Origin of the sequence: Pseudonocardia autotrophica (assembly GCF_003945385.1) — a bacterium.
Classification (GTDB): Bacteria; Actinomycetota; Actinomycetes; order Mycobacteriales; family Pseudonocardiaceae; genus Pseudonocardia; species Pseudonocardia autotrophica.
The window spans coordinates 1,892,304-1,916,388 of the sequence record NZ_AP018920.1 but is presented as its reverse complement, the minus strand read 5'-3'; the positions used below and the strand labels follow the sequence as shown (position 1 = coordinate 1,916,388).

At 74.1% G+C, this 24,085-nt stretch carries 26 protein-coding genes; 6 read left to right on the top strand and 20 right to left on the bottom strand.

Annotated features, from left to right (window positions below; all coding sequences use genetic code 11):
- Positions 1-7: 7 nt before the first annotated feature.
- The 3 genes from rpmF to Pdca_RS09195 all read right to left on the bottom strand — a co-directional run bounded on the left by rpmF (position 8) and on the right by Pdca_RS09195 (position 1,761).
- Positions 8-190: a 50S ribosomal protein L32 gene (gene rpmF, locus Pdca_RS09205; protein ID WP_085912377.1), complete on the bottom strand. Its 183-nt coding sequence runs from the start codon at positions 188-190 to the stop codon at positions 8-10.
- 71 nt (positions 191-261) lie between these two features.
- Entirely contained in the window at positions 262-849 is a 588-nt protein-coding gene (locus Pdca_RS09200) for a YceD family protein (RefSeq protein WP_085912376.1), read from the bottom strand.
- Positions 850-981: 132 nt separating this feature from the next.
- Positions 982-1,761 carry an AraC family transcriptional regulator gene (locus Pdca_RS09195; RefSeq protein ID WP_085912375.1) on the bottom strand — a complete coding sequence of 260 codons (780 nt, stop codon included), beginning with the start codon at positions 1,759-1,761 and terminating at the stop codon, positions 982-984.
- A gap of 66 nt (positions 1,762-1,827) precedes the next feature.
- Here Pdca_RS09195 and Pdca_RS09190 point away from each other — a divergent pair, with 66 nt between their 5' ends.
- Complete coding sequence (locus Pdca_RS09190; RefSeq protein WP_085912509.1) at positions 1,828-2,331, top strand: VOC family protein; 504 nt, start codon at positions 1,828-1,830, stop codon at positions 2,329-2,331.
- Positions 2,332-2,380: 49 nt separating this feature from the next.
- On the opposite strand, the gene Pdca_RS09185 is transcribed toward Pdca_RS09190, so the two are convergent.
- The 8 genes from Pdca_RS09185 to Pdca_RS09150 form a co-directional block, all read right to left on the bottom strand.
- Entirely contained in the window at positions 2,381-3,142 is a 762-nt protein-coding gene (locus Pdca_RS09185; RefSeq protein WP_085912374.1) for a DivIVA domain-containing protein, read from the bottom strand.
- Between the two features lie 109 nt (positions 3,143-3,251).
- A complete protein-coding gene (gene coaD, locus Pdca_RS09180) occupies positions 3,252-3,737 on the bottom strand; it encodes a pantetheine-phosphate adenylyltransferase (protein ID WP_085912373.1) in 486 nt (161 codons plus the stop codon).
- 29 nt (positions 3,738-3,766) lie between these two features.
- Positions 3,767-4,501, bottom strand: a complete 735-nt coding sequence (locus tag Pdca_RS09175) for a GntR family transcriptional regulator (RefSeq protein ID WP_085912372.1) — start codon at positions 4,499-4,501, stop codon at positions 3,767-3,769.
- Positions 4,502-4,559: 58 nt separating this feature from the next.
- Positions 4,560-5,351 (bottom strand): glucosamine-6-phosphate deaminase, encoded by a 792-nt coding sequence (locus Pdca_RS09170; protein ID WP_085912371.1) that lies wholly within the window; start codon positions 5,349-5,351, stop codon positions 4,560-4,562.
- A gap of 21 nt (positions 5,352-5,372) precedes the next feature.
- The gene (locus Pdca_RS09165) at positions 5,373-6,581 is read right to left on the bottom strand and encodes an N-acetylglucosamine-6-phosphate deacetylase (RefSeq protein ID WP_085912370.1); all 1,209 of its coding nucleotides are present in this window, start codon (positions 6,579-6,581) and stop codon (positions 5,373-5,375) included.
- The gene (locus Pdca_RS09160; RefSeq protein ID WP_085912369.1) at positions 6,581-8,263 is read right to left on the bottom strand and encodes a putative PEP-binding protein; all 1,683 of its coding nucleotides are present in this window, start codon (positions 8,261-8,263) and stop codon (positions 6,581-6,583) included. The genes Pdca_RS09165 and Pdca_RS09160 overlap by 1 nt, the downstream gene beginning before the upstream one ends.
- Complete coding sequence (locus tag Pdca_RS09155) at positions 8,260-8,526, bottom strand: HPr family phosphocarrier protein (RefSeq protein ID WP_085912368.1); 267 nt, start codon at positions 8,524-8,526, stop codon at positions 8,260-8,262. The genes Pdca_RS09160 and Pdca_RS09155 overlap by 4 nt, the downstream gene beginning before the upstream one ends.
- Positions 8,527-8,552: 26 nt before the next feature.
- Entirely contained in the window at positions 8,553-9,968 is a 1,416-nt protein-coding gene (locus Pdca_RS09150) for a PTS transporter subunit EIIC (protein ID WP_085912367.1), read from the bottom strand.
- A gap of 156 nt (positions 9,969-10,124) precedes the next feature.
- Between Pdca_RS09150 and Pdca_RS09145 the strand changes: the two genes are divergently transcribed.
- From Pdca_RS09145 to Pdca_RS09135, 3 genes are read left to right on the top strand one after another with little or no spacing between them, the layout of a single operon-like run.
- Positions 10,125-10,355, top strand: coding sequence for a PTS sugar transporter subunit IIB (locus Pdca_RS09145; protein WP_085912366.1), 231 nt, complete (start codon positions 10,125-10,127; stop codon positions 10,353-10,355).
- Positions 10,352-10,810 carry a PTS sugar transporter subunit IIA gene (locus Pdca_RS09140; protein ID WP_085912365.1) on the top strand — a complete coding sequence of 153 codons (459 nt, stop codon included), beginning with the start codon at positions 10,352-10,354 and terminating at the stop codon, positions 10,808-10,810. The genes Pdca_RS09145 and Pdca_RS09140 overlap by 4 nt, the downstream gene beginning before the upstream one ends.
- Positions 10,807-11,463, top strand: coding sequence for an HAD family hydrolase (locus Pdca_RS09135; RefSeq protein WP_158092126.1), 657 nt, complete (start codon positions 10,807-10,809; stop codon positions 11,461-11,463). The genes Pdca_RS09140 and Pdca_RS09135 overlap by 4 nt, the downstream gene beginning before the upstream one ends.
- Here the strand turns inward: Pdca_RS09135 and rsmD are convergent.
- Positions 11,448-12,005: a 16S rRNA (guanine(966)-N(2))-methyltransferase RsmD gene (gene rsmD / locus Pdca_RS09130; protein ID WP_085912363.1), complete on the bottom strand. Its 558-nt coding sequence runs from the start codon at positions 12,003-12,005 to the stop codon at positions 11,448-11,450. The two genes, Pdca_RS09135 and rsmD, sit on opposite strands and share 16 nt — an antisense overlap.
- Before the next feature lie 78 nt (positions 12,006-12,083).
- Entirely contained in the window at positions 12,084-15,470 is a 3,387-nt protein-coding gene (locus Pdca_RS09125; protein ID WP_085912362.1) for a pyruvate carboxylase, read from the bottom strand.
- A gap of 185 nt (positions 15,471-15,655) precedes the next feature.
- Between Pdca_RS09125 and Pdca_RS09120 the strand changes: the two genes are divergently transcribed.
- Positions 15,656-16,501, top strand: a complete 846-nt coding sequence (locus Pdca_RS09120; protein WP_085915705.1) for a hypothetical protein — start codon at positions 15,656-15,658, stop codon at positions 16,499-16,501.
- A 92-nt stretch (positions 16,502-16,593) separates the two neighbouring features.
- Here the strand turns inward: Pdca_RS09120 and recG are convergent, their stop codons facing one another.
- Together recG and Pdca_RS09110 are read right to left on the bottom strand one after the other, a co-directional pair.
- Positions 16,594-18,768 (bottom strand): ATP-dependent DNA helicase RecG, encoded by a 2,175-nt coding sequence (recG, locus tag Pdca_RS09115; protein WP_085915704.1) that lies wholly within the window; start codon positions 18,766-18,768, stop codon positions 16,594-16,596.
- Positions 18,769-20,595 (bottom strand): DAK2 domain-containing protein, encoded by a 1,827-nt coding sequence (locus Pdca_RS09110; protein WP_085915703.1) that lies wholly within the window; start codon positions 20,593-20,595, stop codon positions 18,769-18,771.
- Positions 20,596-20,757: 162 nt separating this feature from the next.
- On the opposite strand from Pdca_RS09110, the gene rpmB reads away from it, so the two are divergent.
- The gene (gene rpmB / locus Pdca_RS09105) at positions 20,758-20,949 is read left to right on the top strand and encodes a 50S ribosomal protein L28 (RefSeq protein WP_085915702.1); all 192 of its coding nucleotides are present in this window, start codon (positions 20,758-20,760) and stop codon (positions 20,947-20,949) included.
- A 99-nt stretch (positions 20,950-21,048) separates the two neighbouring features.
- Here rpmB and Pdca_RS09100 read toward each other — a convergent pair whose 3' ends face one another.
- The 5 genes from Pdca_RS09100 to Pdca_RS09080 all read right to left on the bottom strand — a co-directional run bounded on the left by Pdca_RS09100 (position 21,049) and on the right by Pdca_RS09080 (position 24,040).
- Positions 21,049-21,648: a DUF1707 SHOCT-like domain-containing protein gene (locus tag Pdca_RS09100; RefSeq protein ID WP_232021484.1), complete on the bottom strand. Its 600-nt coding sequence runs from the start codon at positions 21,646-21,648 to the stop codon at positions 21,049-21,051.
- Positions 21,649-21,752: 104 nt separating this feature from the next.
- Positions 21,753-22,163: a hypothetical protein gene (locus Pdca_RS09095; protein ID WP_232021483.1), complete on the bottom strand. Its 411-nt coding sequence runs from the start codon at positions 22,161-22,163 to the stop codon at positions 21,753-21,755.
- Positions 22,164-22,234: 71 nt separating this feature from the next.
- Positions 22,235-22,876, bottom strand: a complete 642-nt coding sequence (locus tag Pdca_RS09090) for a DUF3558 family protein (protein ID WP_085915701.1) — start codon at positions 22,874-22,876, stop codon at positions 22,235-22,237.
- Positions 22,836-23,516, bottom strand: a complete 681-nt coding sequence (locus Pdca_RS09085) for a uracil-DNA glycosylase (RefSeq protein ID WP_085915700.1) — start codon at positions 23,514-23,516, stop codon at positions 22,836-22,838. The genes Pdca_RS09090 and Pdca_RS09085 overlap by 41 nt, the downstream gene beginning before the upstream one ends.
- Entirely contained in the window at positions 23,516-24,040 is a 525-nt protein-coding gene (locus Pdca_RS09080) for a gamma carbonic anhydrase family protein (RefSeq protein ID WP_085915699.1), read from the bottom strand. Before Pdca_RS09080 ends, Pdca_RS09085 begins: the two co-directional genes overlap by 1 nt.
- Positions 24,041-24,085 lie beyond the last annotated feature (45 nt).

Genomic DNA, 24,085 nt, shown 5'->3' with positions numbered 1-24,085 from the left:
AGGCGTGTCAGGCCGGACGGGTGACCTGCCGGCCGTCGTACTGACCGCAGGTCGGGCAGGCGATGTGCTGCAGCTTCGGCTCCCGGCACGCGCGGTTCGAGCAGGCGACCAGGTTCGGTGCAGTGGCCTTCCACTGCGACCGGCGAGCCCGCGTGTTGGACCGCGACATCCGGCGCTTGGGGACGGCCATGATGACACTCCTCGGTTCTGAAACGTTCAGTCTGTCGGCGCACCGGGATCGGGCCTGCGAGAGGCACCGGATCACTCGGTGGAGGGCAGGCGCTCACGGAGCGCCGCCCAACGAGGATCCAGTCTCTCATGCCCGTGATCCGGCGCGAGATCGGCCCACCGCTCGCCGCAGCCCTCGCAGAGGCCGGGGCAGTCCTGCGTGCACAGCGGTGCCATCGGCAGGTCGGTGACCAGTGCGTCCCGCACGGTCTGGAGGAGATCGACCCGCTCGTCGACCAGCCGCGGGATCTCGTCGGCGTCGGTGGTCTCCTCGGTGACCGAGTCGGGATAGGCGAACAGCTCACCGAACCCGACCACGACGTCGTCGGACAGCGGGTCCAGGCATCGGGAGCACTCGCCCTCGAGCCGCGCCGCCGCGGTGCCCGAGACGTAGACGCCCTCGGTCACCGACTCCAGCGAGACGTCGAGCTCGACGTCCGATCCGTCCGGGACGGAGATCACGCCGACCAGCCCGATCGCCTCGTCACCCGATGGGGCGGGGACCGTCCGCGTGACGGTGCGTTGTGTTCCCGGGCGGCGGGCCAGCTCGCGGGTGCTGACGACCCACGGGTTGTCGTCGGGGCGGGCGGGGCGGGATCCGGGGATGCGCTGCGTGCTCATGTCCGGGACCAGGGTACGCGGCATCGAGCGGCGGGACCGCCGGGACCGGGCCGGGCCGCCGCCGTGTCGCCCCGGCCGCGGCTGACGGGCCCCGCGTGGGCCACCCGCGCCGACGCCGCCGGGGTCCGGCGATCATCGTCCGGCGCGGGCTGCGCGCCGGGTCGCCCCGGGCGTCTCCCCCACCACGGCGCGATAGCGGCGGGTGAAGTGCGCCTGGTCGGCGTAGCCGAGATCGGCGGCCAGCGCGGCCAGGTCGGTGTCCGGGTCGACCCGCAGCGCGGTGGCCGCGTGCTGCAGCCTGCGGCACTCGATCAGCCACAGCGGGGTCAGCCCGATGTGGCTGCGGACCAGCCGTTCCAGGGTCCGGAGCGGGACACCGAGCTCCTCGGCGAGCTGGTCGGCGCGGACGACGTCGGTGCGTTCCTCGGCCAGCGCGCAGGCCCGGTTCACCAGGCGTCCGGCGTCGCCGATCCGGGAGGCGGCCGGGGCGAGCCACCGGCGCAGCGCCTCGGCGACCGCCCGGTCCGGGTCGGCCGCGTCGTGCACCGCGGCGCTCAGCACCGCGACCGGAGCGCCGGGTGACGGCTCGGACGACCCGCGCAGCGCCGCCGCCGGGGTCGCGCTGAGCAGCGGCGTCGCGGCCGGGCGCAGCAGTACCCCCACCACCCAGGACCGGCCGGTCAGCTCCCGGACGTCGACGACCCTCCGCGGCCCGTGCAGATACGCCCCGGCCGGTCCGGTGACCAGGTTGAACGCCGGGTACTGCAGCACCCGCTGCGGGCGCGTGCACCCGGGCGGCACGTCCCAGCGGGCGACCCAGGCCCACCGGACGAGCTCGTCGAGACCGATCGGGAACCGGCTCAGCGCGACGTCCGGCCCGCCGGGGTTCAGATGGCCGCGGGACTCGACCACGGCCGTCCTCCCGGGCTGTCGCGAATGTTCAAGAACCGGGCCCGGGGCCCCGGGCAGGCTCGGCCCATGAGCACCGACACCGACACTCTCGCCGCCACCGGTGAGCACACCACCGCCGGCCTGCCGCACGTGCGCACCTCACTGAGCCCGCACCTGGTCGCCTCCCCCGCCCGGGAGGCCATCGAACTGTACTGCGCGGCGTTCGGCGCGCGGAGCGTCTCGGTGACCGGGATGGGCGAGCTGATCGCGCACGCCGAGCTGGAGCTGGCCCGCGGCCGGTTCACCGTCAGCGACCCGATGCCCGGCTACGGCCTGGTCGCCGCCGAACCCGGCGACCACCCCGTGGGCATGTCGCTGGCGGTCTACGTCCCCGACGTGGACGCCGCCGTCCGGGTGCTCGCCGACGCCGGCGGCACCGTGCGGGAGCAGCCGACGAACTTCGTGTCCGGGGACCGGTTCGCCTCGGTCGTCGACCCGTACGGCATCCGCTGGTCCGTGATGTGCCGGGTGGAGGATCTGTCCCCCGAGCAGAGCGATGCCCGCGTCGCCCGGTGGGCGCGCTCCCAGTGACGGACCCGGCCGGTGCCGGTGCCGGCGATCGGCACTCCCCCGGTCCCGGTCAGTCGATCAGGTCCATCCCGGTGCCGGTGCGGCCGTTCGGCGGGTACCCGGGCGCCTCGTGGCCGTAGCCGTAGCCACCGCCCTGGCCGCGCCAGAGCTGGCTGCGCCCCCGGCCGACGACGCCGAGCGCGTTGTTCAGGGTGGCCTCCAGCTCCCCGAGCGTGGTGTCGACGTACTCGTCGCACTCGCGGCGGAGCCGGTCCGACTCGGCGTGTGCGGTGTCGACGATCCGGCCGGACTCGGCGTGCGCGGCCCGGACGACCTCGGTCTGGGCGACCAGCCGGGTCTGCTCGTTCTGGCCGTCGGCCAGCAGCCGGTCGTGCGCGGCGCGTCCGGCGTGGGTCATCCGCTCGGCCTCGTCGCGGGCCCGGTCGGTGAGCTCGGCGTACTGCCGGCGCCCCTCCGCGACCGCCCGCTCGGCCTCGTGCCGGGCCTCGGCGAGGGTCCGGGCGGCCTCCTCCTGGGCCTCCGACACGAGCCGCTCGGCCTCGGTGCGCGCGTTCTGCAGCGTCTCCTCGGCCTCGGAGTTCGCCGCGGACCGGGTCTCCTCGGCCTCGCGTTCGGCCTCGGAGACCACCTCGTCGCGACGGTCGAGGACGTCCTGGGCGTCGTCCATCTCGCCCGGGATCGCCTCGCGGACGTCGTCGAGCAGCTCCAGCACGTCGCCGCGCGGGACGACGCAGTTCGACGTCATCGGGACGCTGCGAGCGTCCTCGACGATCGTCACCAGCGCATCCAGCGACTCGAAGACCCGGTACACGCGGGGGATCATCGCACCGGCAACCGGTACGGCGCGTTATTACCCGCCCCTCGCGCGTGTCAAGTTCCGGAAGGATGACCCCCACACAGACGAACGCGAAGCGTCCGGCTCAACCCTGCAACCGTTCGACCAGCCGGGTGTGCACGCTGGGCGGCAGGAACGGCGTCACGTCGCCGCCGCCGCGCGCGACCTCCTTGACCAGCGAGCTGGAGACGTACACCTGACCGGGCGCGCCGGGCAGGAACATCGTCTCGACGCCGGTGAGGTGCCGGTTCATGTGCGCCATCGGCAGCTCGTAGTCGTAGTCGGTCGCCCCGCGCAGGCCCTTCACCAGTGCCTGCGCCCCGCGCTCCCGGCAGTAGTCCACGACCAGCCCGGAGAACGACTCCACCCGGACCTGCGGAAGATCCGCGGTGATCTCGGTGAGCATCTGCACCCGCTCGTCGATCTCGAACATCCCCTGCTTGCGGGGGTTCACCAGGATCGCGACGAACACCTCGTCGAACAGCGCGGCGGTGCGCGCGATCACGTCGAGGTGACCGACCGTCGGCGGGTCGTAGGAACCGGGGCACACCGCGCGGCGCACGTCGGGCATGCGGCGGAACCTATCAGCCGGTGATCACCTCAGGTCCACTCGCGGTCCAGCGACATGTGCAGCTCGTAGCGGTCGCCGCGGTAGCGCGAGACGGAGTACTCGACCACCCGGCCACCGGAGGACGCCGTCCGGTCGAACACCAGGATCGGCTCCCGGGGGGCGATCCCCAGCAGCACGGCCGAGGCCTCGTCCGCCTGGCGGGCGGCGACGCTCTGCTCGGCCCGGTCGATCGGCAGCTCGTAGTGCTCCAGCAGGATCGCGTATATCGAGTGGCTCAGGTCGTGCCGATCCAGGCCGGGGGCCAGCTCGGCGTCGTACCACGCGTCGTCGATCGACATCGGGACCCCGTCGGCGACCCGCAGCCGGCGCACCCGGTAGCAGCGCTGGTCCGGCCCCAGGCCCAGCGCCTTCGCCGCCTCCGGCGACGGCGGGGTGTGCGTCACCTCGAGCACCACGGTGGTCGGGGTCAGCCCGAGCCTGCGCATGTCGTCGTGGAACGAGGCCAGGTGCAGCCGGGAGCGCGCGGTCCGCGCCGCCACGTAGGTGCCCTTGCCGCGGACCCGGGTGAGCAGGCCGTCGCGTTCGAGCTGCCCGACGGCGGCCCGCACGGTGACCCGGCTGACCCCGTGATCGAGACACAGCCGGCGCTCGCTCGGGAACGGGTCGCCGGGGGCGAAGTCGCGGGCGATCGCGTCGGTCAGCAGGGTGCGGAGCTGTTCGTGCTTGGGCACGACGCCGTCCCCGATCCGGACTGCGCGGGTCATCGACCGTCCCTTCCTCGCGTCGCCGGCGGGTGCGCTCCGGCGGCGGCGGTCCCCGGCATCAACGGTAGCCGCGGACCGGGGTGCCCGTCCGGCACACCCTGCCGGACGAACCTGCCGGTCGGTCCGGATCGAGCCCGGCCGCGGCGGCCGGGTCCAGGACCACCGTGCAGTGCGGATGGCGCTGCAGCAGGGAGGCCGGCAGCGCGGTGGTGACCGGGCCGTGCACCGCGGCCGCGACCGCCGGGGCCTTGTCCGGTCCGGTCGCGACCAGCACCAGGTGCGCCGCTCGGCCGATCGTGCCCATCCCCTGGGTGAGGACGCGGTGCGGCACGTCCTGCAGCCGGTCGAAGAAGCGGGCGTTGTCGGTCCGGGTGCGCTCGGTCAGCGCCACCACCCGGGTCGTCGAGCCGGGTGCCGACCCGGGCTCGTTGAACCCGACGTGGCCGTTCCGGCCGATGCCGAGGATCTGCACGTCGATCGGACCGGCGGCGGTCAGCAGCCGCTCGTAGTCGGCGGCGGCCGCCGCGGGGTCGCTCGCGGTGCCGTCCGGCGCGTGCACCGCGGCCGGGTCGATGTCGAGATGGTCGGTCAGCTCGCGGCGGATCACCTGCCGATAGGCCTGCGGATGGTCGCGGGGCAGCCCCAGGTACTCGTCGAGCAGGAACGCGCGGGCCGCGCGGAACGACAGACCGTCGCGGCGGTGCCGCCGGACCAGCTCGGCGTAGGCCGGCAGCGGTGAGCTGCCGGTCGCCAGTCCCAGGTTCACCGGTCCGCCCGCCGCGCCGGTCAGGGCGTCGGCGACGGCGTCGGCGACCGCCGCACCGCAGGCGGCGGGATCGGGAAGGACCATGACGTCCACGTTCGGTGCCTCTCAGCTCGAAGATCGCTCGGGACGGCCGGCGACGCTCGCCCCGCGCCGCAGCACCTGGATCGGGCGCAGCCCGGCATCGGTGACCAGCACGTCCGCCCGGTATCCCGGGGCCAGCGAGCCGATCTCGTGGCCGAGCCCGAGCAGCCGGGCCGGAGTACGGGTGGCGGCGGGCACCGCCGTCGCGAGCGGGACCCGGCTCTGCGTCACGGTGCTGCGCAGGACGTCGATCATCCGGGCCGTGCCACCGGCGATCGGCCGCGCGGCACCGGATGTCGCCGCGTCCGGCGCTGCCAGGCGGGCCACCCGGTCGGTGACCCGGACGTCCATCGCGCCGAGCCGGTACCGGCCGTCCGGCATCCCGGCCGCCGCCATCGCGTCGGTGACCAGCGCGATCCGGTCGGGGCCGACGAGATCGAACACGGCGGACACGGTGTCCGGGGACAGATGGACGCCGTCGGCGATCAGCTCGACGATCAGCTCGCCGCGGGCCGCCGCCGCCAGGCAGGCCGTGACCGGGCCCGGGGCGCGGTGGTGCACCGGGGGCATCGCGTTGAACAGGTGGGTCGCGCTGATCGGCGCACCACCGGCCCGTTCGATCGCGACGGCGGTGCTGCGGGCGTCGGCGTCGGTGTGCCCGATGCTCGGCAGCGCCCCGTACTCGGCGAGCACCGCGAGCAGCTGCGAGTACTGCGGGGTCTCCGGGGCCAGCGTCATCGACACGACGGTGCCGCCTGCGGTGGCCAGCAGCTTCTCCAGCAACACCGGGTCGCCGGGGACGATCGCGGTGGGATCGTGCGCCCCGCACCGGGCCACCGCCAGGAACGGGCCCTCCAGGTGGATCCCGGCCAGCTCCCCCGCGCCGACCAGCGGGCCGAGCAGCTCCAGCCGGTCGGCCAGCGTCGCGGCCGGTGCGGACACCAGGCTGGCCAGCATCGTGGTGGTGCCGTGCTCCCGGTGGTGCGCGACGGCGGCCGCCACCCCCTCGGCGGAGGCGTCCGGGAAGCCGTGCCCGGCGGCCCCGTGGCAGTGCACGTCGACCAGGCCCGGCAGCAACAGCCGATCGCTCGGCGGCGGCAGCAGACCGGGTGGACCGTCCCACGCCCCGGCCGGGCCGACCGAGACGATCCGGTCACCGGTGATCGCGACGACCGTGTCCGGGAGCGTGCGCCCGTCGGTCACGACGGTGCCCCGCAGCAGGCGTTCGGCCATCACGTCCGGTCCAGGAACGCCGCGACGGCCGCGCGGGCGCCCGCCGCGTCGGTGGCGGAGCGGGCCAGGTCGGCGGCCCGGCGGCAGGTGTCCCGGTCGTGCCGGGCCAGCTCGGCCGCCACCGCGTCGCGGGCCGGGGGCGCCGTGGACAGGCTGGTGGCACCCAGCCCGACCAGCACCACGGCGAGCTGCGGATCGGCGGCCGCCTCACCGCACACGCCGACCGGTGTCCCGGTGGCCCGGCCGGCCTCCCCGACCAGGCCGACCAGGTCGAGCAGCGCGGGCTGCCACGGATCGAGCAGGTCGCCGAGCGAGCCGATCGTCCGGTCGGCGGCCATCACGTACTGGCCGAGGTCGTTGGTGCCGATGCTGACGAAGTCGACGGCCGCGCACAGCTCCCGGGCCCGCAGCGCCGCGGCCGGCACCTCGACCATCGCCCCGGCCCGGGCCGCACCGGCCGCCCTGGCGAGCCCGGCGAACCGGGCCGCCTCGTCCGCGGTGGCGACCATCGGTGCCATCACGTCGATCTCCCGCCCGGCCCGCTCGGCGGCCTCGCCGATCGCGTGCAGCTGCTCGGCGAGCATCTGCGGGTACCCGGCCGCGGTGCGCAGCCCGCGCACCCCGAGTGCCGGATTGGCCTCGTCACCCAGCGGCAGGAACGGCAGCGGCTTGTCCGAGCCCGCGTCCAGGGTCCGGACGACGACCCGCCGGGAACCGAAGGCGCGCAGGATCCGGGTCAGCTGGTCGCGCTGCTCGGTGCGGGTCGGCGCGGTCGTGCGGTCCAGGAACAGGAACTCGGTGCGCAGCAGCCCGATCCCCTCCGATCCGCCCGCGGCGGCGGCCAGCGCCTGCGCCTCGGTGCCGATGTTGCTCAGCAGCGGCACCGCGATCCCGTCCGCGGTGCGACCGGGACCGGTCGCCGCCGCCGGCCCGGCCGCCCGGCGGCCGACCGCCAGGACCCGCGCCGCGGGGGGCGGATCGGGCTGCACCACACCGGTTCCACCGTCGAGCAGCACGATCGTGCCGGGATCGACGAATGCGGCCTGCGCGCAGCCGACGACCGCGGGCAGCCCCAGCGCGCGGGCGATGATCGCGGTGTGGCTGGTAGGGCCACCCTGCTCGGTGAGCAGCGCGACGACGTCGCTGCCGGCCAGTGCCGCGGTGTCCGCCGGGGAGAGGTCGGGCGCGGTGAGCACCACCGGGTGCCCGGGGGCCGGGAGGCCCGGCGGCGGCACGTCGAGCAGATGGGCGACCGTCCGGTGTCCGACGTCGCGGACGTCGGTGGCGCGTTCGGCGAGGTACCCGCCCAGCCCGGCGAGCCGGGTGCAGACCTCCTCGACGGCGAGGGTCACCGCGTGCGCGGTCGGCGTCCCGGCCCGCACCCGGTCGTGCGCGGCGGCGGCGAGCGTCGGGTCGAGCGCCATCGCCGCGGTCGCCTCCAGCACGCCCGCCGCGGCCGGGTCCGCGGTGCCGGTCCGCCGGTGCAGGTCGGCCGCTACGGCCTCCAGCGCGGCGTCGATCCGCGCGCACTCGATCCCGGTGTCGGCGCCGACCGGATCCGCGGATGAGGTGGCGGGTGGCGGGGCGAGCCGGGCCAGCGGTGCGCAGACCACCCCCGGGCTCACCCCGCGGCCGGCGAGGACCCCGGCGGCCGCGTCCACCGGGTGCGATGCCGTCGTCATGCGTCGAGATCGGACTCGAGCAGGCCGACCAGCCCGTCCAGTGCCGCCTCGGCCCCGTCACCGTCGGCGGTGAGCACGACCTCGTCGCCGTGCCCGACGCCCAGGGTGAGCACGTTCAGCACGCTGCGCGCGTCGACCGGATCCCCGCCACGCACGGCGATGGTCACCGGTACGCCGGTGGCACCGGCAGCCTTGGCGAAGAGCGCCGCCGGGCGGGCGTGCAGGCCCACCTCGGACGCGACGACTGCGGTACGGGAGTGCATCTCGTTCTCCTAGCGGTGGGAGGGACTCAGGATCCGGTGCTGCCGCCGGGACGGGCGTCCGGGCCGGTGTCCGGGGCGGTGTCCGGGCCGGCGCCCCGGGCGGTGTCGGTGGCACCGGAGCCGGTGGCGCCGGAGGCCGGGGTGCCGGGATCGGCGGAGCCGGACCGCTCGCCGCGGGCCGGACCGGCGGGCGCCGTGGCGACCGGCGCACCCTCGGTGCCCTCGTTCTGCTCCTCGTCCTCCCGGCCGGGGGTGCGCAGGTTCCAGCGCCGGATCACGAACCGGAACAGCAGGTAGTAGACGGCGGCGTAGACCAGGCCGATCGGGATCAGCCACAGCGGCCGGGTGGACTGACCGAAGTTCAGCACGTAGTCGATCGCGCCGGCGGAGAAGGTGAACCCGCTGTGGATGTCGAGCGCGTTGACCAGTGCCAGCGAGGTGCCGGTGAGCAGTGCGTGGATCAGGTAGAGCGGCCAGGCCACGTAGACGAAGGCGTACTCCAGCGGCTCGGTGATCCCGGTGACGAAGGAGGTCAGCGCCACCGACACCATGATCCCGCCGACCAGCTTGCGCCGCTCCGGGCGGGCCTCGTGCCAGATCGCCAGCGCGGCGGCGGGCAGCGCGAACATCATGATCGGGAAGAAGCCGGTCATGAAGACCCCCGCGGTGGGGTCGCCCGCGAAGAACCGGTTGAGGTCGCCGTGCGCGCCCTCGAAGTCGCCGATGATGAACCAGACCACCGAGTTGACGATGTGGTGCAGGCCCAGCGGCAGCAGCAGCCGGTTGACCACGCCGAACACCCCACCGCCGACGACGGCGTTCGCCGCGACCGCGTCACCGAGCCCGGTCAGCCCGGCGTTGAAGATCGGGTAGATCAGGCTCAGCAGGGCGGCGATCACCATCATCGCCCCGGCGGTCAGGATCGGCACCAGCCGTCTGCCGTTGAAGAAGCCGAGGAAGGTCGGCAGCGTCGTCCGGTGGAAGCGCTGCCAGAGCAGGGCCGCCGTGAGCCCGGCGACGATGCCGCCGAGCACCCCGAAGTTGACGACGGCCTGCTCGCCGTCGGAGTCGAGCACCCCGGGCAGGACCATCGGGCTCATCGCGGTGAAGACGCCGTCCAGCACCAGGTAGCCGACCAGCGCCGCGAGCGCCGTGGAGCCGTCGGCCTTGCGGGCCCAGCCGATCGCGATGCCCAGCGCGAAGATCATCGGGAGGTTGTCGAACAGCGCGCCACCGGCGGCGGCGAGCACCTCCGCGGGCCGTTCGAGCCCGGGGACGCCGCCGAGCAGGTCGTCCTGACCCAGTCGCAGCAGCAGACCGGCGGCCGGCAGCACCGCGATCGGCAGCATCAGGCTGCGGCCGAGTCGCTGCAGGCCGGCGAGTGCGGCTCGCCGCTTCACCGGTTCCGGTGCGGAGGTCGACGGAGAGGTCACAGCGCTCATGGCAACGCGCTCCTCGGTTCGTTTCGGGACCGTCCGGCGTTGTGGCGAAACCGGCAGCAGCGGTACGGTCTGGTTATAACCAGTGAGAGTGACGGCAGGTCAGACCGCTGTCAAGATACTGGTTACTACCAGTTCCATCCGGCAGAGGAGCCGAACATGAGCAAAGCCGACGAGATCGTCGCGGGCCTCGGCGGGGCCACCAACATCACCGACCTGGAGGCCTGCATCACCCGCCTGCGGACCGAGGTCGACGATCCCTCGCTCGTCGACGACGCGGCGCTGCGGGCCGCCGGGGCGCACGGCGTCGTCCGCTCCGGGACGGTCGTCCAGGTGGTGGTGGGCCCGGAGGCCGACAACCTCTGCGACGACATCCGGGACCTGCTGTGACGATCACCGTCGGCGCGCCGGTGGACGGCACCGTCGTCGGTCTGGCCGAGGTGCCCGACGACGTCTTCCGGCAGGAGATGGTCGGCGCGGGCACCGCGGTCGAGCCGCCGACCGGCGCCGACCGGGCGGTGGTGCTGGCGCCGGTGGCCGGGACGCTGTCCACGCTGCACCCGCACGCGTTCGTCGTCGGGACGGCCGACGGGACCGGTGTCCTGGTGCACGTCGGGATCGACACCGTCGACCTGCGGGGCGCGCCGTTCACGCTGCACGCCGCGCGCGGCGACGTCGTCGAACGGGGTGCGCCGGTGCTGACCGTCGACCTCGCCGCGGTCCGGGCCGCCGGCCGCGCCGTGACCTGCCCGGTGGTCGTCCTGGACGCCCCCGCCGGGTCGGTGCGGGCACCGACCGGCGAGCCGGTGCGGGCCGGGGCCGAGTTGTTCGTCTGGGCCCGGTGAGCGCCGCGCCGGCCCCGGGCGCGCCGATCGTGTTCGATCTCGACGGCACCCTGGTGCTCAGCGAGCACATCCACCGGCAGACCTGGTTCCGCTTCTTCGACGACTGGGGCGCCCGGATCGACGAGGACACCTACCGGAACCGGTTCGTCGGCCGGCGCGCGGCCGACGCGCTGCCCGAGGTCGACGGCCCCTGGCGGGACACTCCGCTCGAGGAGCTCGTCGGTGAGCTGGCCGAGCACTCGACCGGGCTCGCCGAGCAGGTCCGGCCCGTCCCGGGGGCCACCGCTCTGCTCACCGCACTGGCCGGGCGCGGTCACCGGCTCGCGGTGGTGACCAGCGCGCGCCGGAAGTACGCCGAGCGGGTCCTCGATCGGGTCCTCGGCGCCGCGCCGCTGGTCGGGTTCCTGGTGACGGCCGGGGACGTGACCCGCGGCAAACCCGACCCGGAGGGCTACCTCACCGCCTGCCGGCGGCTCGCCGCCGACCCGGGCGACTGCTGGGCGTTCGAGGACTCCCCGGCCGGGGTGAGCGCACTGGTCGCGGCCGGGATCGGGACGATCGTCGGGGTCTGCAGCACCGCGACGCCCGCGGAGCTGGTCGCCGCCGGGGCCCACCGGACCGTCCCCGATCTGCGGGCTCAGGCCCCGGTGTAGTGCGCCCGGTGCAGCATCGTGTCCCCGTACCGGCGTGACCGGCCGGGTTCCAGGCCGTCCGGCCAGCCGAACCCGCCGGCCGCCTTCGCCCGCTCGACCACCACCGTCGCATCGGGCGCCAGCCAGCCGTTGGCCGCCGCGCGGGTGAGCCAGTCCGCGATCTCGGCGTCGCCGACCGCGTAGGGCGGATCGAGGAACATCACGTCGAACGGGCGGGGGGCCGGCCCGCCGAGCGCGGTACCCGCGCCCGCGGCGATCACCCGGCCGCCGAGCCCGACGGTCGCCAGATTGCGGCGCAGCACCCCGGCGGCACGGCGGTCGGACTCGACGAACACCGCGTCCGCGGCGCCGCGGGACAGCGCCTCCAGCCCGAGTGCCCCGGATCCGGCGCACACGTCGAGCACGGCGGCCCCGTCCAGCCCGGGATCGTGCTCCAGCGCGGAGAACAGCGCCTCCCGGACCCGGTCCGAGGTCGGCCGGGTCCCGGACGCCGGCACGGCGAGCCTGCGACCACCGGCCCGGCCCGCGATCAGCCTCGTCATCCCCCCATGATCCCCGTCCCGGGAGCGGCCGGTGCACCGGTGGGCACCGGCGCTCCCAGGACACGGATCATGGTCGGGTCACTCCAGCTCCACCAGCAGGTCGCCGCCCTCGACCTGGGTGACCTCACCGATCGCGAGCCGCTTCACGGTCCCGCCGGAGTGCGCGGTGATCGAGGCCTCCATCTTCATCGCCTCGATGGTCGCGACGGTCTGCCCTGCGTCGACCCGGTCGCCCTCGCCGACCTGCAGCGTGACGACCCCGGCGAACGGGGCGGCGACGTGGTTGTCGTTGCCCTTCTCCGCCTTCTCCGCCGCCTTGACCTCGGTCGCGACCGACTGGTCGCGCACCGCGACCGGCCGGATCTGCCCGTTCAGCGTCGCGAGCAGGGTGCGGTAGCCGCGCGCGTCGGGCTCGGAGACCGCCTCCAGCTCGATCAGCAGGGTGACTCCCGGCTCCAGCTCCACGGTGTGCTCGAGGTCCTCCTCCAGCCCGTAGAAGAAGTCCTTCGAGCTGAGCACCGAGGTGTTGCCGAACTGCTCGCGGTGCGCGTCGAACTCCTTCGTAGGACCGGGGAACAGCAGTCTGTTCAGCGTCCGGCGCCGCTCGTCACGCAGCCCGCGCCGGTCGTCGATGCTGAGCTCGGCCTTCGCCGCCTCCGGGCTGCGGCCCTCCAGCGCGCGGGTCCGGAACGGCTCCGGCCAGCCGCCGGGGGGCTCCCCCAGCTCGCCGCGCAGGAACCCGATCACCGAGTCCGGCACATCGAACGACGACGGGTCCTTCTCGAAGTCCGCGGGCTCCACCCCGGCACCGACCAGGTGCAGGGCCAGGTCACCGACGACCTTCGACGACGGCGTCACCTTCACCAGCCGGCCCAGCATCCGGTCGGCGGCCGCGTAGCAGTCCTCGATCAGCTCGAACCGGTCGCCCAGGCCGAGCGCGATCGCCTGCTGGCGCAGGTTGGACAGCTGCCCGCCGGGGATCTCGTGGTGGTAGACCCGCCCGGTCGGCGAGGCCAGACCGGACTCGAACGGCGCGTAGACCTTGCGCACCGCCTCCCAGTACGGCTCCATGTCCCCCACGGCCTGCAGCGACAGCCCGGTCGCCCGGTCGGTGTGGTCGGTGGCCGCGACCAGCGCCGACAGCGACGGCTGGCTGGTCGTGCCCGCCATCGAGGCGACCGCGCCGTCGACGGCGTCCACACCCGCGTCGATCGCCGCGACCAGCGTCGCCAGCTGGCCGCCCGCGGTGTCGTGGGTGTGCAGGTGCACCGGCAGGTCGAACCGGTCGCGCAGCGCGCTCACCAGGGTCCTGGCCGCCGGCGGGCGCAGCAGACCGGCCATGTCCTTGATCGCCAGCACGTGCGCGCCGGCGTCGACGATCTGCTCGGCCAGCCGCAGGTAGTAGTCGAGGGTGTAGAGCTCCTCCGCCGGGTCGGACAGGTCGGCGGTGTAGCACAGCGCCACCTCGGCCAGCGCCGTCCCGGTGTTGCGGACGGCGTCGATGGCCGGGCGCATCTGGGAGACGTCGTTGAGCGCGTCGAAGATCCGGAAGATGTCCATCCCGGTCTCGGCTGCCTCGGCGACGAACGCGTCGGTCACCTCCGTCGGGTAGGGCGTGTAGCCGACGGTGTTGCGCCCGCGCAGCAGCATCTGGGTGCAGATGTTCGGCGCCGCGGCCTTGACCGCGGCGAGCCGCTCCCACGGGTCCTCGGCCAGGAACCGCAGCGCGACGTCGTAGGTCGCGCCGCCCCAGCACTCCAGCGACAGCAGCTGCGGCATCGTGCGCGCCACGTACGGCGCGACGGCCAGCAGGTCACGGGTCCGCACCCGGGTCGCGAGCAGCGACTGGTGGGCGTCGCGGAACGTCGTGTCGGTGACGGCGACCGCGGTCTGCTCGCGCAGCCGGGCCGCGAACCGCTCCGGCCCGAGCTCGCGCAGCAGCTGCGCCGAGCCGTCCGGGGCCGGGGCGTCGAGCAGGGACGGGTCCAGCTGCGGCAGCTTGTCGACCGGCTCGACGACGATCGGGCGGCGCCCGTTCGGCTGGTTCACCGTGACGTCGCCCAGGTACTGCAGGATCCGCGAGCCGCGGTCGGCCGAGGGCCGGGCCCGCAGCAGGTGCGGGCGCTCCTCGATGAAGCTGGTGGTGACCCGCCCCTCCCGGAAGTCCGGGTCGTCGAGCACGGCGGCGAGGAACGGCAGGTTGGTCGCGACGCCGCGGATCCGGAACTCGGCGATCGCCCGCCGGGCCCGGCGGGCAGCGTTGGCGAAGTCGTGCCCGTGGCAGGTCAGCTTCACCAGCATCGAGTCGAAGTGCGCCGAGACCTCGGCGCCGACGTGCACGGTGCCGCCGTCCAGGCGCACGCCGGGCCCGCCCGGGGAGCGGTACACCGAGATCGTGCCGACGTCGGGCCGGAACTCGTTCGCCGGGTCCTCGGTGGTGATCCGGGTCTGCATCGCGGTGCCGGTGAGCGTGATGTGGTCCTGGGTGAGCCGCAGCTCGGGCAGCGTCCGCCCGGACGCGATCCGCAGCTGGGCGATGACCAGGTCGCGATCGGTGACCTGCTCGGTCACCGTGTGCTCGACCTGGATCCGCGGGTTCATCTCGATGAAGTGGTGCTGCCCGCGCTCGTCGAGCAGGAACTCCACGGTGCCCGCGTTGACGTAGCCGATCTGCCGGGCGAAGTTGACCGCGTCGGCGCAGATCCGGTCCCGCAGCTCCGGGTCGAGGTTCGGTGCCGGGGCGATCTCGACGACCTTCTGGTGCCGGCGCTGCACCGAGCAGTCCCGCTCGAACAGGTGCACGACGTTGCCGTCGGCGTCGGCCAGGATCTGGACCTCGATGTGCCGCGGGTTCACCACGGCCTGCTCCAGGAAGACCGTCGGGTCGCCGAACGCGGACTCGGCCTCGCGCATCGCGGCCTCGATGGCCTCGCGCAGCCCGGACGGCTCCTGGACCCGCCGCATGCCGCGGCCACCACCACCGGCGACGGCCTTGACGAACACCGGGAAGTCGATGCCCTCCGCGGCCGCGACGAGCTCGTCGACGTCCGAGGACGGATCCGACGACTCCAGCACCGGAACCCCGGCCTCGCGGGCCGCGGCCACCGCCCGGAACTTGTTGCCGGTCAGGTGCAGCACGTCGGTCGGCGGGCCGACGAAGGTGATGCCGGCGTCTGCACAGGCCCGGGCCAGGTCGGGATTCTCCGACATGAACCCGTAGCCGGGATAGACGGCGTCGGCACCCGCCTTCTTCGCGGCCCGGATGACCTCGTCGACCGACAGATAGGCGCGCACCGGGTGACCGGGCTCACCGATCTGGTACGACTCGTCGGCCTTCGCGCGGTGCAACGAGTTGCGGTCCTCGTGCGGGAAGACGGCGACGGTCGCGACACCCAGCTCGAACGCCGCCCGGAACGCTCGGATCGCGATCTCACCCCGGTTGGCCACCAACACCTTGCGGAACATCGATTTCCTCACTTCTCCTCATCCGCCCGGCGGTGCGGGGTTCCCGGACACCGGACGCATGATCCTGACACGTGGAACGGGCCCTCGACCACCGCGGGGAACCATCTGCCCAGGTCCGCCAGGGCCGGTGCGGGCCACCCGTCCGGCCCGCACCGGAGCCGCGCGCGTTCCGGTACCAAGGAGGGATGACACGCAGCACGCACGGCGGTCACTCCGGTCCCGTCCCGTGGGACGGTGGTGGCCGGGCCGCCCGGCACGCGGCCCTGCACGAGCGCCGGCGGGCGATGCGAGCACACCGTGGCGACAGACGGCCCGCCCGGCCGCTGGCACGGGTCGCAGCGGGTGCCGGCGTACTGATCCTGGCGGGGACGGTGGTGGTGGGCGTGGGAGTGGTGATCGCGGTGATCGCCCAGGTGCTGCTGGTCCTGCTGGTCGGGATGGTGGCGCTGGGAGTGCACGGCCTGCTGCGCAACGCGGCACGGCAGCGGGCCGCCGCCGCACCGCCGCTCGCCGCGGGCGCCGGAGCCGCCGTCACCGCGGAACAGGCGTGGCGCCGCGCCCGCGCCGACTTCCAGCGGCTGCGCGCCGAGTTCCTGGAACACGAAACCGATCCGATGGCGGTACTGCGCCGCCCCGCGCTGTCCGATGTCGCGGTGCCCAGCACCGCCCGGTTCGTCGATGCGTTCTCCGCGGCGCAGGCACTCGACACCGACGGATACCCCGGCGAGCCCTACGGCGCCTCCTACCTGCGCGCCGTCGAGGCGGCCCGCCGGGCCTGGCGGGCCGCCGTCGAAGCGGCCGACCGGATCCGGCTCTCCGGCCTCTCACCCGAGGAGCGACGCACCGTGGAACGCGTGGTCAAGCTACTGACCACGGCCCGCGACTCCGACTCCGAGCCGGAGCGGCTCGCCGCCTACGCGCGGGCCCGCAGCGAACTCGACCGGCTCGACCGGGCCGGGATCGTGCACCTGCCGACACCGGCCAGGGCCCAGCTGGACGCCCGCGCCCGCGGCGAGCTGCCCGGGGCCTGATCAGGCCGTGCCGAGGGGCCCGATCAGGCCGTGCCGAGGGGCCTGATCAGGCCTTGCCGAGGGGCCTGATCAGGCCTTGCCGAGGGGCCTGATCAGGCCTTGTCGAGATAGGCGGCGCGTTCCTCGTCGCCGAGGGTCTCCCCCACCAGCGCCAGCAACCGTGGGTGCCCGGCCAGGCCGGGATCGCGCTCCACCAGGTCCTGGGCGTAGAGCTGCGCCTTCGCGATGACCTCCTCGTGCCGCAGCAGCGACAGCAGCTTCAACCCGGACCGGGCGCCGGACTGGCTGGCGCCCAGCACATCACCCTCCCGGCGCAGCTCCAGGTCGAGCCGGGCCAGCTCGAAACCGTCGGTGGTGCCGGCGACCGCGTCGAGCCGCTCCCGGGCGGTGGTGGCGGCGGGCATCTCGGTGACCAGCAGGCACAGCCCCGGCGCGCTGCCCCGGCCGACCCGCCCGCGCAGCTGGTGCAGCTGGGACAGGCCGAACCGGTCGGCGTCGAGCAGCACGATGCCGGTCGCGTTCGGCACGTCGACACCGACCTCGATCACCGTGGTCGCGACCAGCACGTCGAGCTCGGCACGCTCGAAGGAGCGCATCACCGCGTCCTTCTCGTCGGGCGGGAGCTTGCCGTGCAGGATCCCGACCCGCAGCCCGGCGAGCTTCTCGGTGATCATCGGCGCGATGTCGAGGACGGCCAGCGGTGGCCGCCGCTCGGGCTCGCCCTCCTCCGGTGGCGGCTCGTCGAGCTCGGGATCGCCCTTCTCGACGTCGCCGACCCGCGGGCACACCACGTAGCACTGGTGCCCGGCGTCGACCTCCTCCCGGATCCGCTGCCAGACCCGCTCGATCCACTGCGGGTGCTCGGCGAGCGGGACGACGGTCGTCGCCACCGGGGACCGGCCGCGCGGCATCCCCTTCAGCTCGGACACCGACAGATCGCCGTAGACGGTCATCGCGACCGTCCGCGGGATCGGCGTGGCCGTCATCACCAGCATGTGCGGCGCACGCTCGCCGCGAGCGCGCAGCGCGTCACGCTGCTCGACCCCGAACCGGTGCTGCTCGTCGACGACGACCAGACCGAGATCGGCGAAGCCGACAGCATCCTGGATGAGGGCGTGCGTGCCGACGACGATCCCGGCCGCACCGGACTGCGCGTCGAGCATGGCCTGCCGCTTGGCCTTCGTGCTCATCGATCCGGTGAGCAGCGTGACGGCGGTGGCGTTGTCGGCGCCGTCCAGCTCGCCGCCCCGGCCGAGCGGGCCGAGCATCGCGCGCAGTGAGCGGGCGTGCTGGGCGGCGAGCACCTCGGTGGGGGCGAGCATCGCGGCCTGCGCGCCCGCGTCGACCACCTGCAGCATCGCGCGCAGCGCGACGATCGTCTTGCCGGCGCCGACGTCGCCCTGCACCAACCGGTTCATCGGGTGTTCCCCGGCGAGATCGGCGGCGATCTCGGTGCCGACCGAGAGCTGTCCGTCGGTCAGCGGGAACGGCAGGTCGGCGTCGAACGCGTCGAGCAGGCCACCCGCGGTACGCGGGCAGGCCGGGGCGGGCCGGCTCACCGCGTCCTGCCGGCGCAGGGCCAGTGCCAGTTGTACGCCGAGTGCTTCGTCCCAGACCAGCCGGTGCCGGGCGGCGTGGATGTCGGCCTCGGACTCGGGCACGTGGATCCGGCGCAGCGCGCGGCCCAGCTCGGGCAGCTTCTCCCGGCGGCGCAACTCCTCGGGCAGCGGGTCGGTCGGGTCGTCGATCTGCTCCAGGGTCTGCCGGATCGACCGCGCGATCTCCTGCGAGGTGACCTTGGAGTTCGCCGGGTAGACCGACAGGAAGGGACGCAGCGCGTCGGTCTCGTCGAGCGCCTCGAACTGCGGGTGGGTCAGCTGCAGGCGCTGGTTGAACACCCCGACCTTGCCCGAGAACACCGCGCGCACGCCCGGCTTGACGAACTGGCGGACCTTGTAGGGGCTGAAGAACGTGCAGTCGAGCTGACCGCCCTTCTCGTCCCGGATGACGACCTGCAGCATCTGCCCGTTGCGCCGGCGCATGTCGCGCAACGTCGCCTTCTCCACCTGCGCGATCAGCGTCGCGTGCTCACCGGCGACCAGCCCGGCGATGTCGGTCAGCCTGCCCCGGTCGACGTGCCGGCGCGGGTAGTGCCGCAGCAGATCACCGACGGTCTCCAGGCCGAGCGGTGCCAGCGCATCGGCCGCCTTCTTCCCGAGCGGCCCGGTCAGCCTGCTGTCCAGGTCGAAGGTCTGCACGCCCTCCATCTACTCCACCCCCAGCACCAGCGGGAAGTCGTGCTGGTCGCCCCGGTGCACCAGCACGTCCACCTCCGGATGGGTGCGGCGCAGGTCCTCGGCGAGCCGGTCGCCCAGCACGTCGTCGGCTGCCGAGCCGAGCAGCACGGTCACCAGTTCCCCACCCGGTGTGAGCATGCGATGAGCCAACCACAGGGCACCGACAGCGAGATCGGGGGCGATCAGCACCACCTCGCCGTCGGAGATCCCGAGCACCTCCCCCGGCCGGCACCGCCCGGCCCAGGTGAGCGCCTCCGCCTCGGCGATCTGCAGGCCGCCGGTGCGCGTCCCGGCGGCGGCCTCCGCCATCCCGACGACGTCGTCGGGTGCCCGGCGGTCCGGGTCGTGCACGGCCAGCGCGGCCAGCCCCTGCAACACCGACACGGTCGGGACGACGACGGCGTCGATCCCCTCCCCGCGGACCCGCTCGACGGCCGTCTCGGCCACGGTCCGGCGGTGCGGTGCGCACGGCAGCACGGCGACGTGTCCGGCGCCGGTCGCCCGGATGGCGGCGAGCACGTCGTCCAGCACCGGATCGGGATCGGCGGTCAGGACGTCCGCACCGGCCGCCCGGGCGAGCGCACCGGCCCCGGAGCTCTCGATCATGAGCAGCACGGCGCGGTCCCGGGTCCGGGCCGGGGTGGGCAGCGCCTCGATCCGGATGGACGACGGCCGCCCCGCCGCCAGCCCGGCCTCGACCGCGGCCCCGGCGTCGATGGTGTGCACGTGCACCAGCCAGCCGCGCGCGCCGTCCCCGGCGATGCCGACCGAGTCGCCCAGCTCGCCGAGCCGGGTCCGGAGCGAAGCGAGCGCGTCCGGTCCGGGATCGTCGAGCAGGTAGGTGACCTCGTAGGCGGGCTGCGGGTGGGTGGGTTGCGGGTGGGTGGGTTGCGGGTGGGTGGGTTGCGGGTGGGTGGGTTGCGGACCCGGTCCGACGCCCCCACCCGATCCGACTCTCGCGCCCGGCCCGGCGGCAGCGCCCGACCCGACGTGTGCTCCCGAACCCGGGTCCGGAGGCCGGCCGAGGGTGCCCTCCGGGACCGGTTCCGGGGTTCCCCCGGCGGCGGCCACCAGCGCGTCGAAGACGACGACCAGGCCGAGGCCGCCGGCGTCGACCACCCCGGCCCGGTCCAGCTCCGCGGGCCGGCCGCTCACTCGCGCCAGCGCAGCGCGCGCCGCCCGGGCGGCCACCGCAGCGACCTCCACCAGAGCGCCCTCGACAGCCCCCGCCCCGCCGTCATCCGCACGGGTTCGCTGCGTTCGCACGGGATCGGACCCCGTGCGAACGACGGGATCCCGTGCGAACCGGGCCGGCGCCTCCGCCATCGCGGCGACCTTCTCGGCGGCGGCCGATGCGGCGGCCTCCAGGACCGTGAGGGCGGTTCCGGATCGGGGCACCGAGACGGCGGCGGTGGCGAGGGCCGCGGCCCGGCGCAGTGCCCCGGACAGCAGCTCCGCCGCGGTGCGCGCACGCGCTGCCACACCGGCGCCCTGCTCGCCGCGCGTCGTGGCCAGCTCCTCGGCCAGGCCGCGGAACAGCTGGGACAGGATCAGCCCGGAGTTCCCGCGCGCCCCGCGCACCGCCGCCGCGGCCAGTGCCGCCGCCGCCCGCGCCGGGCCGCCCTCCAGCGGCGCGGACGCCGCCGCGCGCGCCGTGAGCAGCAGGTTCGATCCGGTGTCGTGGTCGGCGACCGGGAACACGTTGATCCGGTCGATCTCGGCCCGGCCCGCGGTCAGCCGCTCGGCGGCCGCGTCGATCCAGCGGCGCAGCAACGCGGAGTCGAACGGCGGGGCCACGCCCCTCAGCGTAGGTGCGCGGCCCGGCACCGACATCCCTGGCGGGCCCCCGCGGAGGTCGCTGCACACGGATGGCTAGACTGGATCGCCGAGCCCCGGTACGTCCGGGCTCTGCGCACTGTCTTACTTTGCACTGTCTCCAACCTTCAAGGAGTGTCCGACGTGGCTGCCGTCTGCGACGTCTGTGGCAAGGGTCCGGGCTTCGGCATGTCCGTCTCGCACTCTCACCGCCGCACCCACCGCCGCTGGAACCCGAACATCCAGACCGTGCGGGCCGCGATCAGCGGGGGCAACCGCCGCCGGATCAACGCCTGCACCTCGTGCCTGAAGGCCGGGAAGGTCACCCGCGTCTGACGCGTGGTGCCGCGCGAGAACCGATACCTCGACAGGCCCGGACCCGATATGGGTCCGGGCCTGTCGACGTACCGGGGGGCGCGACGTACCGGGGGTCGCTCAGCCCATCACGGCCTTCCACCAACCCTTGCGTGAGCCGCGGACGGTCAACGAGCCCATCCCGACCTTGCCGTGCACCACGATGTGCGGCCCGGAGCCGCCGGGCGTCGACGGCACCTTCGTCTTGACCTCGCCCCACGATCCGGAGACGGCGTCCACGTCGGCGCTGCCGCCCTCCGGGAGCACGAGCACGATCTCGCCCATCCCGGTCGACACCTCGATGTCGATGCGCGGCGGGACCTGTCGCACCTCGGACAGGTCCAGGTGGATGGTGCCCATGCTGGTGGTCAGCTTCATCGCTGCGGGGACCTGCCAGTCCCCCGTGCGCTTCACCGTGCCGGCGCCGGTGCGCAGGTGCACCCGGTCGGCCCCGTCGGCCGGGCGGACGAGCTCACCGGTCCGCGGGGCGACCAGCTCCGATCCGGGCAGATCGGCCAGCGGCGGGCGCAGCTCGCTCGCGGTGCGCGCGGCGTAGACGGCGTCGAGCCGCTCCTCCAGCTCGGTGAGGGTGATCCGGCCCTCGCCGAGCGCGTCGTGCAACCGCTTGGCAGCGGCTTCGCGGTCGGCGTCGGATATGCGCATCTCCCCCGGATCGTTCACACCGACCAGCCTAATGCCCTCCCAGGGAAGCTCCGGCACACCCGTTGCCCACGCCGCACACCCGTTGCAGCGGGTGTGCGGCGTGGTCGAGGGGTGTGCGCCGGTCACTGTCCGGTCGGCCTGCTCCATGATCCGGCGGCGAGCTCCGGTGACAGTGCTGGGAGCTCGTCCCTGGCCCGCTCGAACTCGCCCCGGATCATGTCGTCGGTGTGGCCGTACTCGCGCGCCGCGCGCCGCAGCCGCTCGGTCGCCTCGGTCAGCTCCCGGTGGTGCGCCCACTGGGCGTCGAGCATGCCGTTGATCTTGTACTGGAAGGAGGCCCGCGCGTCCAGCGACACCGGATCGCCACCGACCGCCTCGATGCTGCGCAACCAGTTCGAGGCGTCCAGCAGCAGCCGCATGCGCTCGGCCTGTGCGGCCAGCAGCCCGTGCACCGCCAGCACATTGCCGATCGAGATCTGACTCATCAGTCCGTCCGACGCCGTGCCGACCGGCTGCTTCGCCTCGATGTCCATCGGCCGGACGCTACGCAGCACATCCCCGACAGGAACCCGAATCCGGTGCGGGGTTCACACCCGCGAACCGCTCACGGGGTGAGCGTTCTCGCGGTACCGAGGGCATCCACCCCCAGCCGCTCCGCCTCCCGGCAGGTTTCGTCGATCGACGGCGTCGATCCGTCCGGCTTCAGGCCGATCACCTGGACCTGGAGCCGCATGACCCGGCCGTCGGCCGCGTCGACGACGAGCTCACACATCGGCGACGTGTTCTCCCGCACCATGTTCCGGACCGCGCCGTAGCCCGCGATCACCCGCACTTGCGAACCGGGGCCGCCGACCGCACTCGCGGCGTCGACCGGCATCATCTGCGCGCTGTAGCTGAAGTCGGCCGTCCAGCTGTTACCCCAGCCGCAGGCGTAGGTCGTGTCCCCGCCCACCACGGGCTCGGCGTAGTTGCGGTCCTCCGGCGTCAGACCGCGGCTCGCGAGCTGCTCGGGCGTCAACACCCGGCACGGGTCGATGGCCATCACCTCGATCGGCTGCGGCCGCGGCGGGAACGGATCGGACGGCCCCTCGGCAGCCGCCGAACACCCCACCAGCATCGAACCTGCCACCGCGAGAATCCCGAGGTGACACCGCACGTCGATCATCTTGCCTCCCGCAACGGAGGCTAGCGGGCCGGCGCCTCGGTCAGGGCAGCTTCCAGTCGACGGGATCGCCGCCGATCTCATCGAGCAGGTCGTTGGCCCGGGTGAACGGCCGGGAGCCGAAGAAGCCCCGGTCCGCCGACATCGGGCTGGGGTGCGCCGACTCGATCATCGGCACGTCCTCCAGCAGCGGGGCGAGGTTGCGGGCGTCACGCCCCCAGAGGATCGCCACCATCGGCTCGGCGTCCCGCGCGACCAGCGCCCGGATGGCCTGCTCGGTGATCTCCTCCCAGCCCTTGTTGCGGTGCGATCCGGGTTCGCCCGGTGCGACGGTGAGGCAGCGGTTGAGCAGCAGCACGCCCTGCTCGGTCCACGGCGTCAGGTCTCCGGTGGACGGCGCCGGGTGCCCGAGGTCCTCGCAGTACTCGCGGTAGATGTTCTGCAGCGAGCGCGGCAGCGGCCGGGTCTCCGGCGCCACCGAGAACGACAGGCCCACCGCGTGTCCCGGCGTCGGGTACGGGTCCTGGCCGACGATCAGCACCCGCACCTGGTCGAACGGCTGCTGGAACGCGCGCAGCACGTTCGCACCGGCCGGCAGGTAGCGGCGGCCGGCGGCGATCTCAGCGCGCAGGAACCCGCCCATCGCCGTCACCGTCTCGGCGACCGGTTCGAGGGCCTGCGCCCAGCCCGCCTCGACGACCTCGTGCAGCGGCTTCGCAGCCATCAGCCCTCCAGCTTCCGCAGCTGAGCGCGGAACCGGTGCCCGCGATCGACGTAGGACTCCACCGAGTGCCGCCAGCGGTCCGCGGGCACCTCGTAGCCCTCGCGCACCCGGGCCGGGACCCCGAGTGCCATCCGGTGGGCGGGAACCTCCGCGTTCGGCGAGACGACCGCACCCGCCGCGACCACGGCCCCCTCCCCGATCCGGGAGCCGTTCAGCACCACCGAGCCGGACGAGATCAGCGCCCGGTTCCCGATCGTGGACGCCTCGATGTGCACGTTGTGCCCGACCGTCACCTCGTCGCCGATGATCGTCGGCTCGCGCAGCGTGGTGTGGATGATCGAGCCGTCCTGGATGCTGGTGCGCGCACCCACCTCGATCCGGCCGTCGTCGCCGCGCAGCACCGCCGTCGGCCAGACCGTCGACTCCGGCCCGAGGGTCACGTTGCCGATCACCACCGCGTCCGGGTGGACGTAGGCGGTGGGGTGGATGTCCGGTTCGGCGTCACCGAGCGCGTACAGAGGCACACCGCGAGCCTACGATCGCCGCCGGGCCCGCCACGCCGGGGGCCC

Coding starts and splice junctions, on each gene's coding strand:
- Pdca_RS09090 (WP_085915701.1), bottom strand. CDS start 22,876: ATGAGATCGGCGGCGATCCCGTCGACTGGAAGCTGCCCTGACCGAGGC.
- Pdca_RS09160 (WP_085912369.1), bottom strand. CDS start 8,263: ATGACGACGGCATCGCACCCGGTGGACGCGGCCGCCGGGGTCCTCGCC.
- Pdca_RS09165 (WP_085912370.1), bottom strand. CDS start 6,581: ATGGCCGAACGCCTGCTGCGGGGCACCGTCGTGACCGACGGGCGCACG.
- recG (WP_085915704.1), bottom strand. CDS start 18,768: ATGGAGGGCGTGCAGACCTTCGACCTGGACAGCAGGCTGACCGGGCCG.
- Pdca_RS09200 (WP_085912376.1), bottom strand. CDS start 849: ATGAGCACGCAGCGCATCCCCGGATCCCGCCCCGCCCGCCCCGACGAC.
- Pdca_RS09085 (WP_085915700.1), bottom strand. CDS start 23,516: ATGGCTGCGAAGCCGCTGCACGAGGTCGTCGAGGCGGGCTGGGCGCAG.
- coaD (WP_085912373.1), bottom strand. CDS start 3,737: ATGCCCGACGTGCGCCGCGCGGTGTGCCCCGGTTCCTACGACCCGCCG.
- rpmF (WP_085912377.1), bottom strand. CDS start 190: ATGGCCGTCCCCAAGCGCCGGATGTCGCGGTCCAACACGCGGGCTCGC.
- Pdca_RS09170 (WP_085912371.1), bottom strand. CDS start 5,351: ATGGTCCTTCCCGATCCCGCCGCCTGCGGTGCGGCGGTCGCCGACGCC.
- Pdca_RS09190 (WP_085912509.1), top strand. CDS start 1,828: ATGAGCACCGACACCGACACTCTCGCCGCCACCGGTGAGCACACCACC.
- Pdca_RS09095 (WP_232021483.1), bottom strand. CDS start 22,163: ATGGACATCGAGGCGAAGCAGCCGGTCGGCACGGCGTCGGACGGACTG.
- Pdca_RS09145 (WP_085912366.1), top strand. CDS start 10,125: ATGAGCAAAGCCGACGAGATCGTCGCGGGCCTCGGCGGGGCCACCAAC.
- Pdca_RS09125 (WP_085912362.1), bottom strand. CDS start 15,470: ATGTTCCGCAAGGTGTTGGTGGCCAACCGGGGTGAGATCGCGATCCGA.
- Pdca_RS09120 (WP_085915705.1), top strand. CDS start 15,656: ATGACACGCAGCACGCACGGCGGTCACTCCGGTCCCGTCCCGTGGGAC.
- rsmD (WP_085912363.1), bottom strand. CDS start 12,005: ATGACGAGGCTGATCGCGGGCCGGGCCGGTGGTCGCAGGCTCGCCGTG.
- Pdca_RS09175 (WP_085912372.1), bottom strand. CDS start 4,501: ATGACCCGCGCAGTCCGGATCGGGGACGGCGTCGTGCCCAAGCACGAA.
- Pdca_RS09155 (WP_085912368.1), bottom strand. CDS start 8,526: ATGCACTCCCGTACCGCAGTCGTCGCGTCCGAGGTGGGCCTGCACGCC.
- Pdca_RS09150 (WP_085912367.1), bottom strand. CDS start 9,968: ATGAGCGCTGTGACCTCTCCGTCGACCTCCGCACCGGAACCGGTGAAG.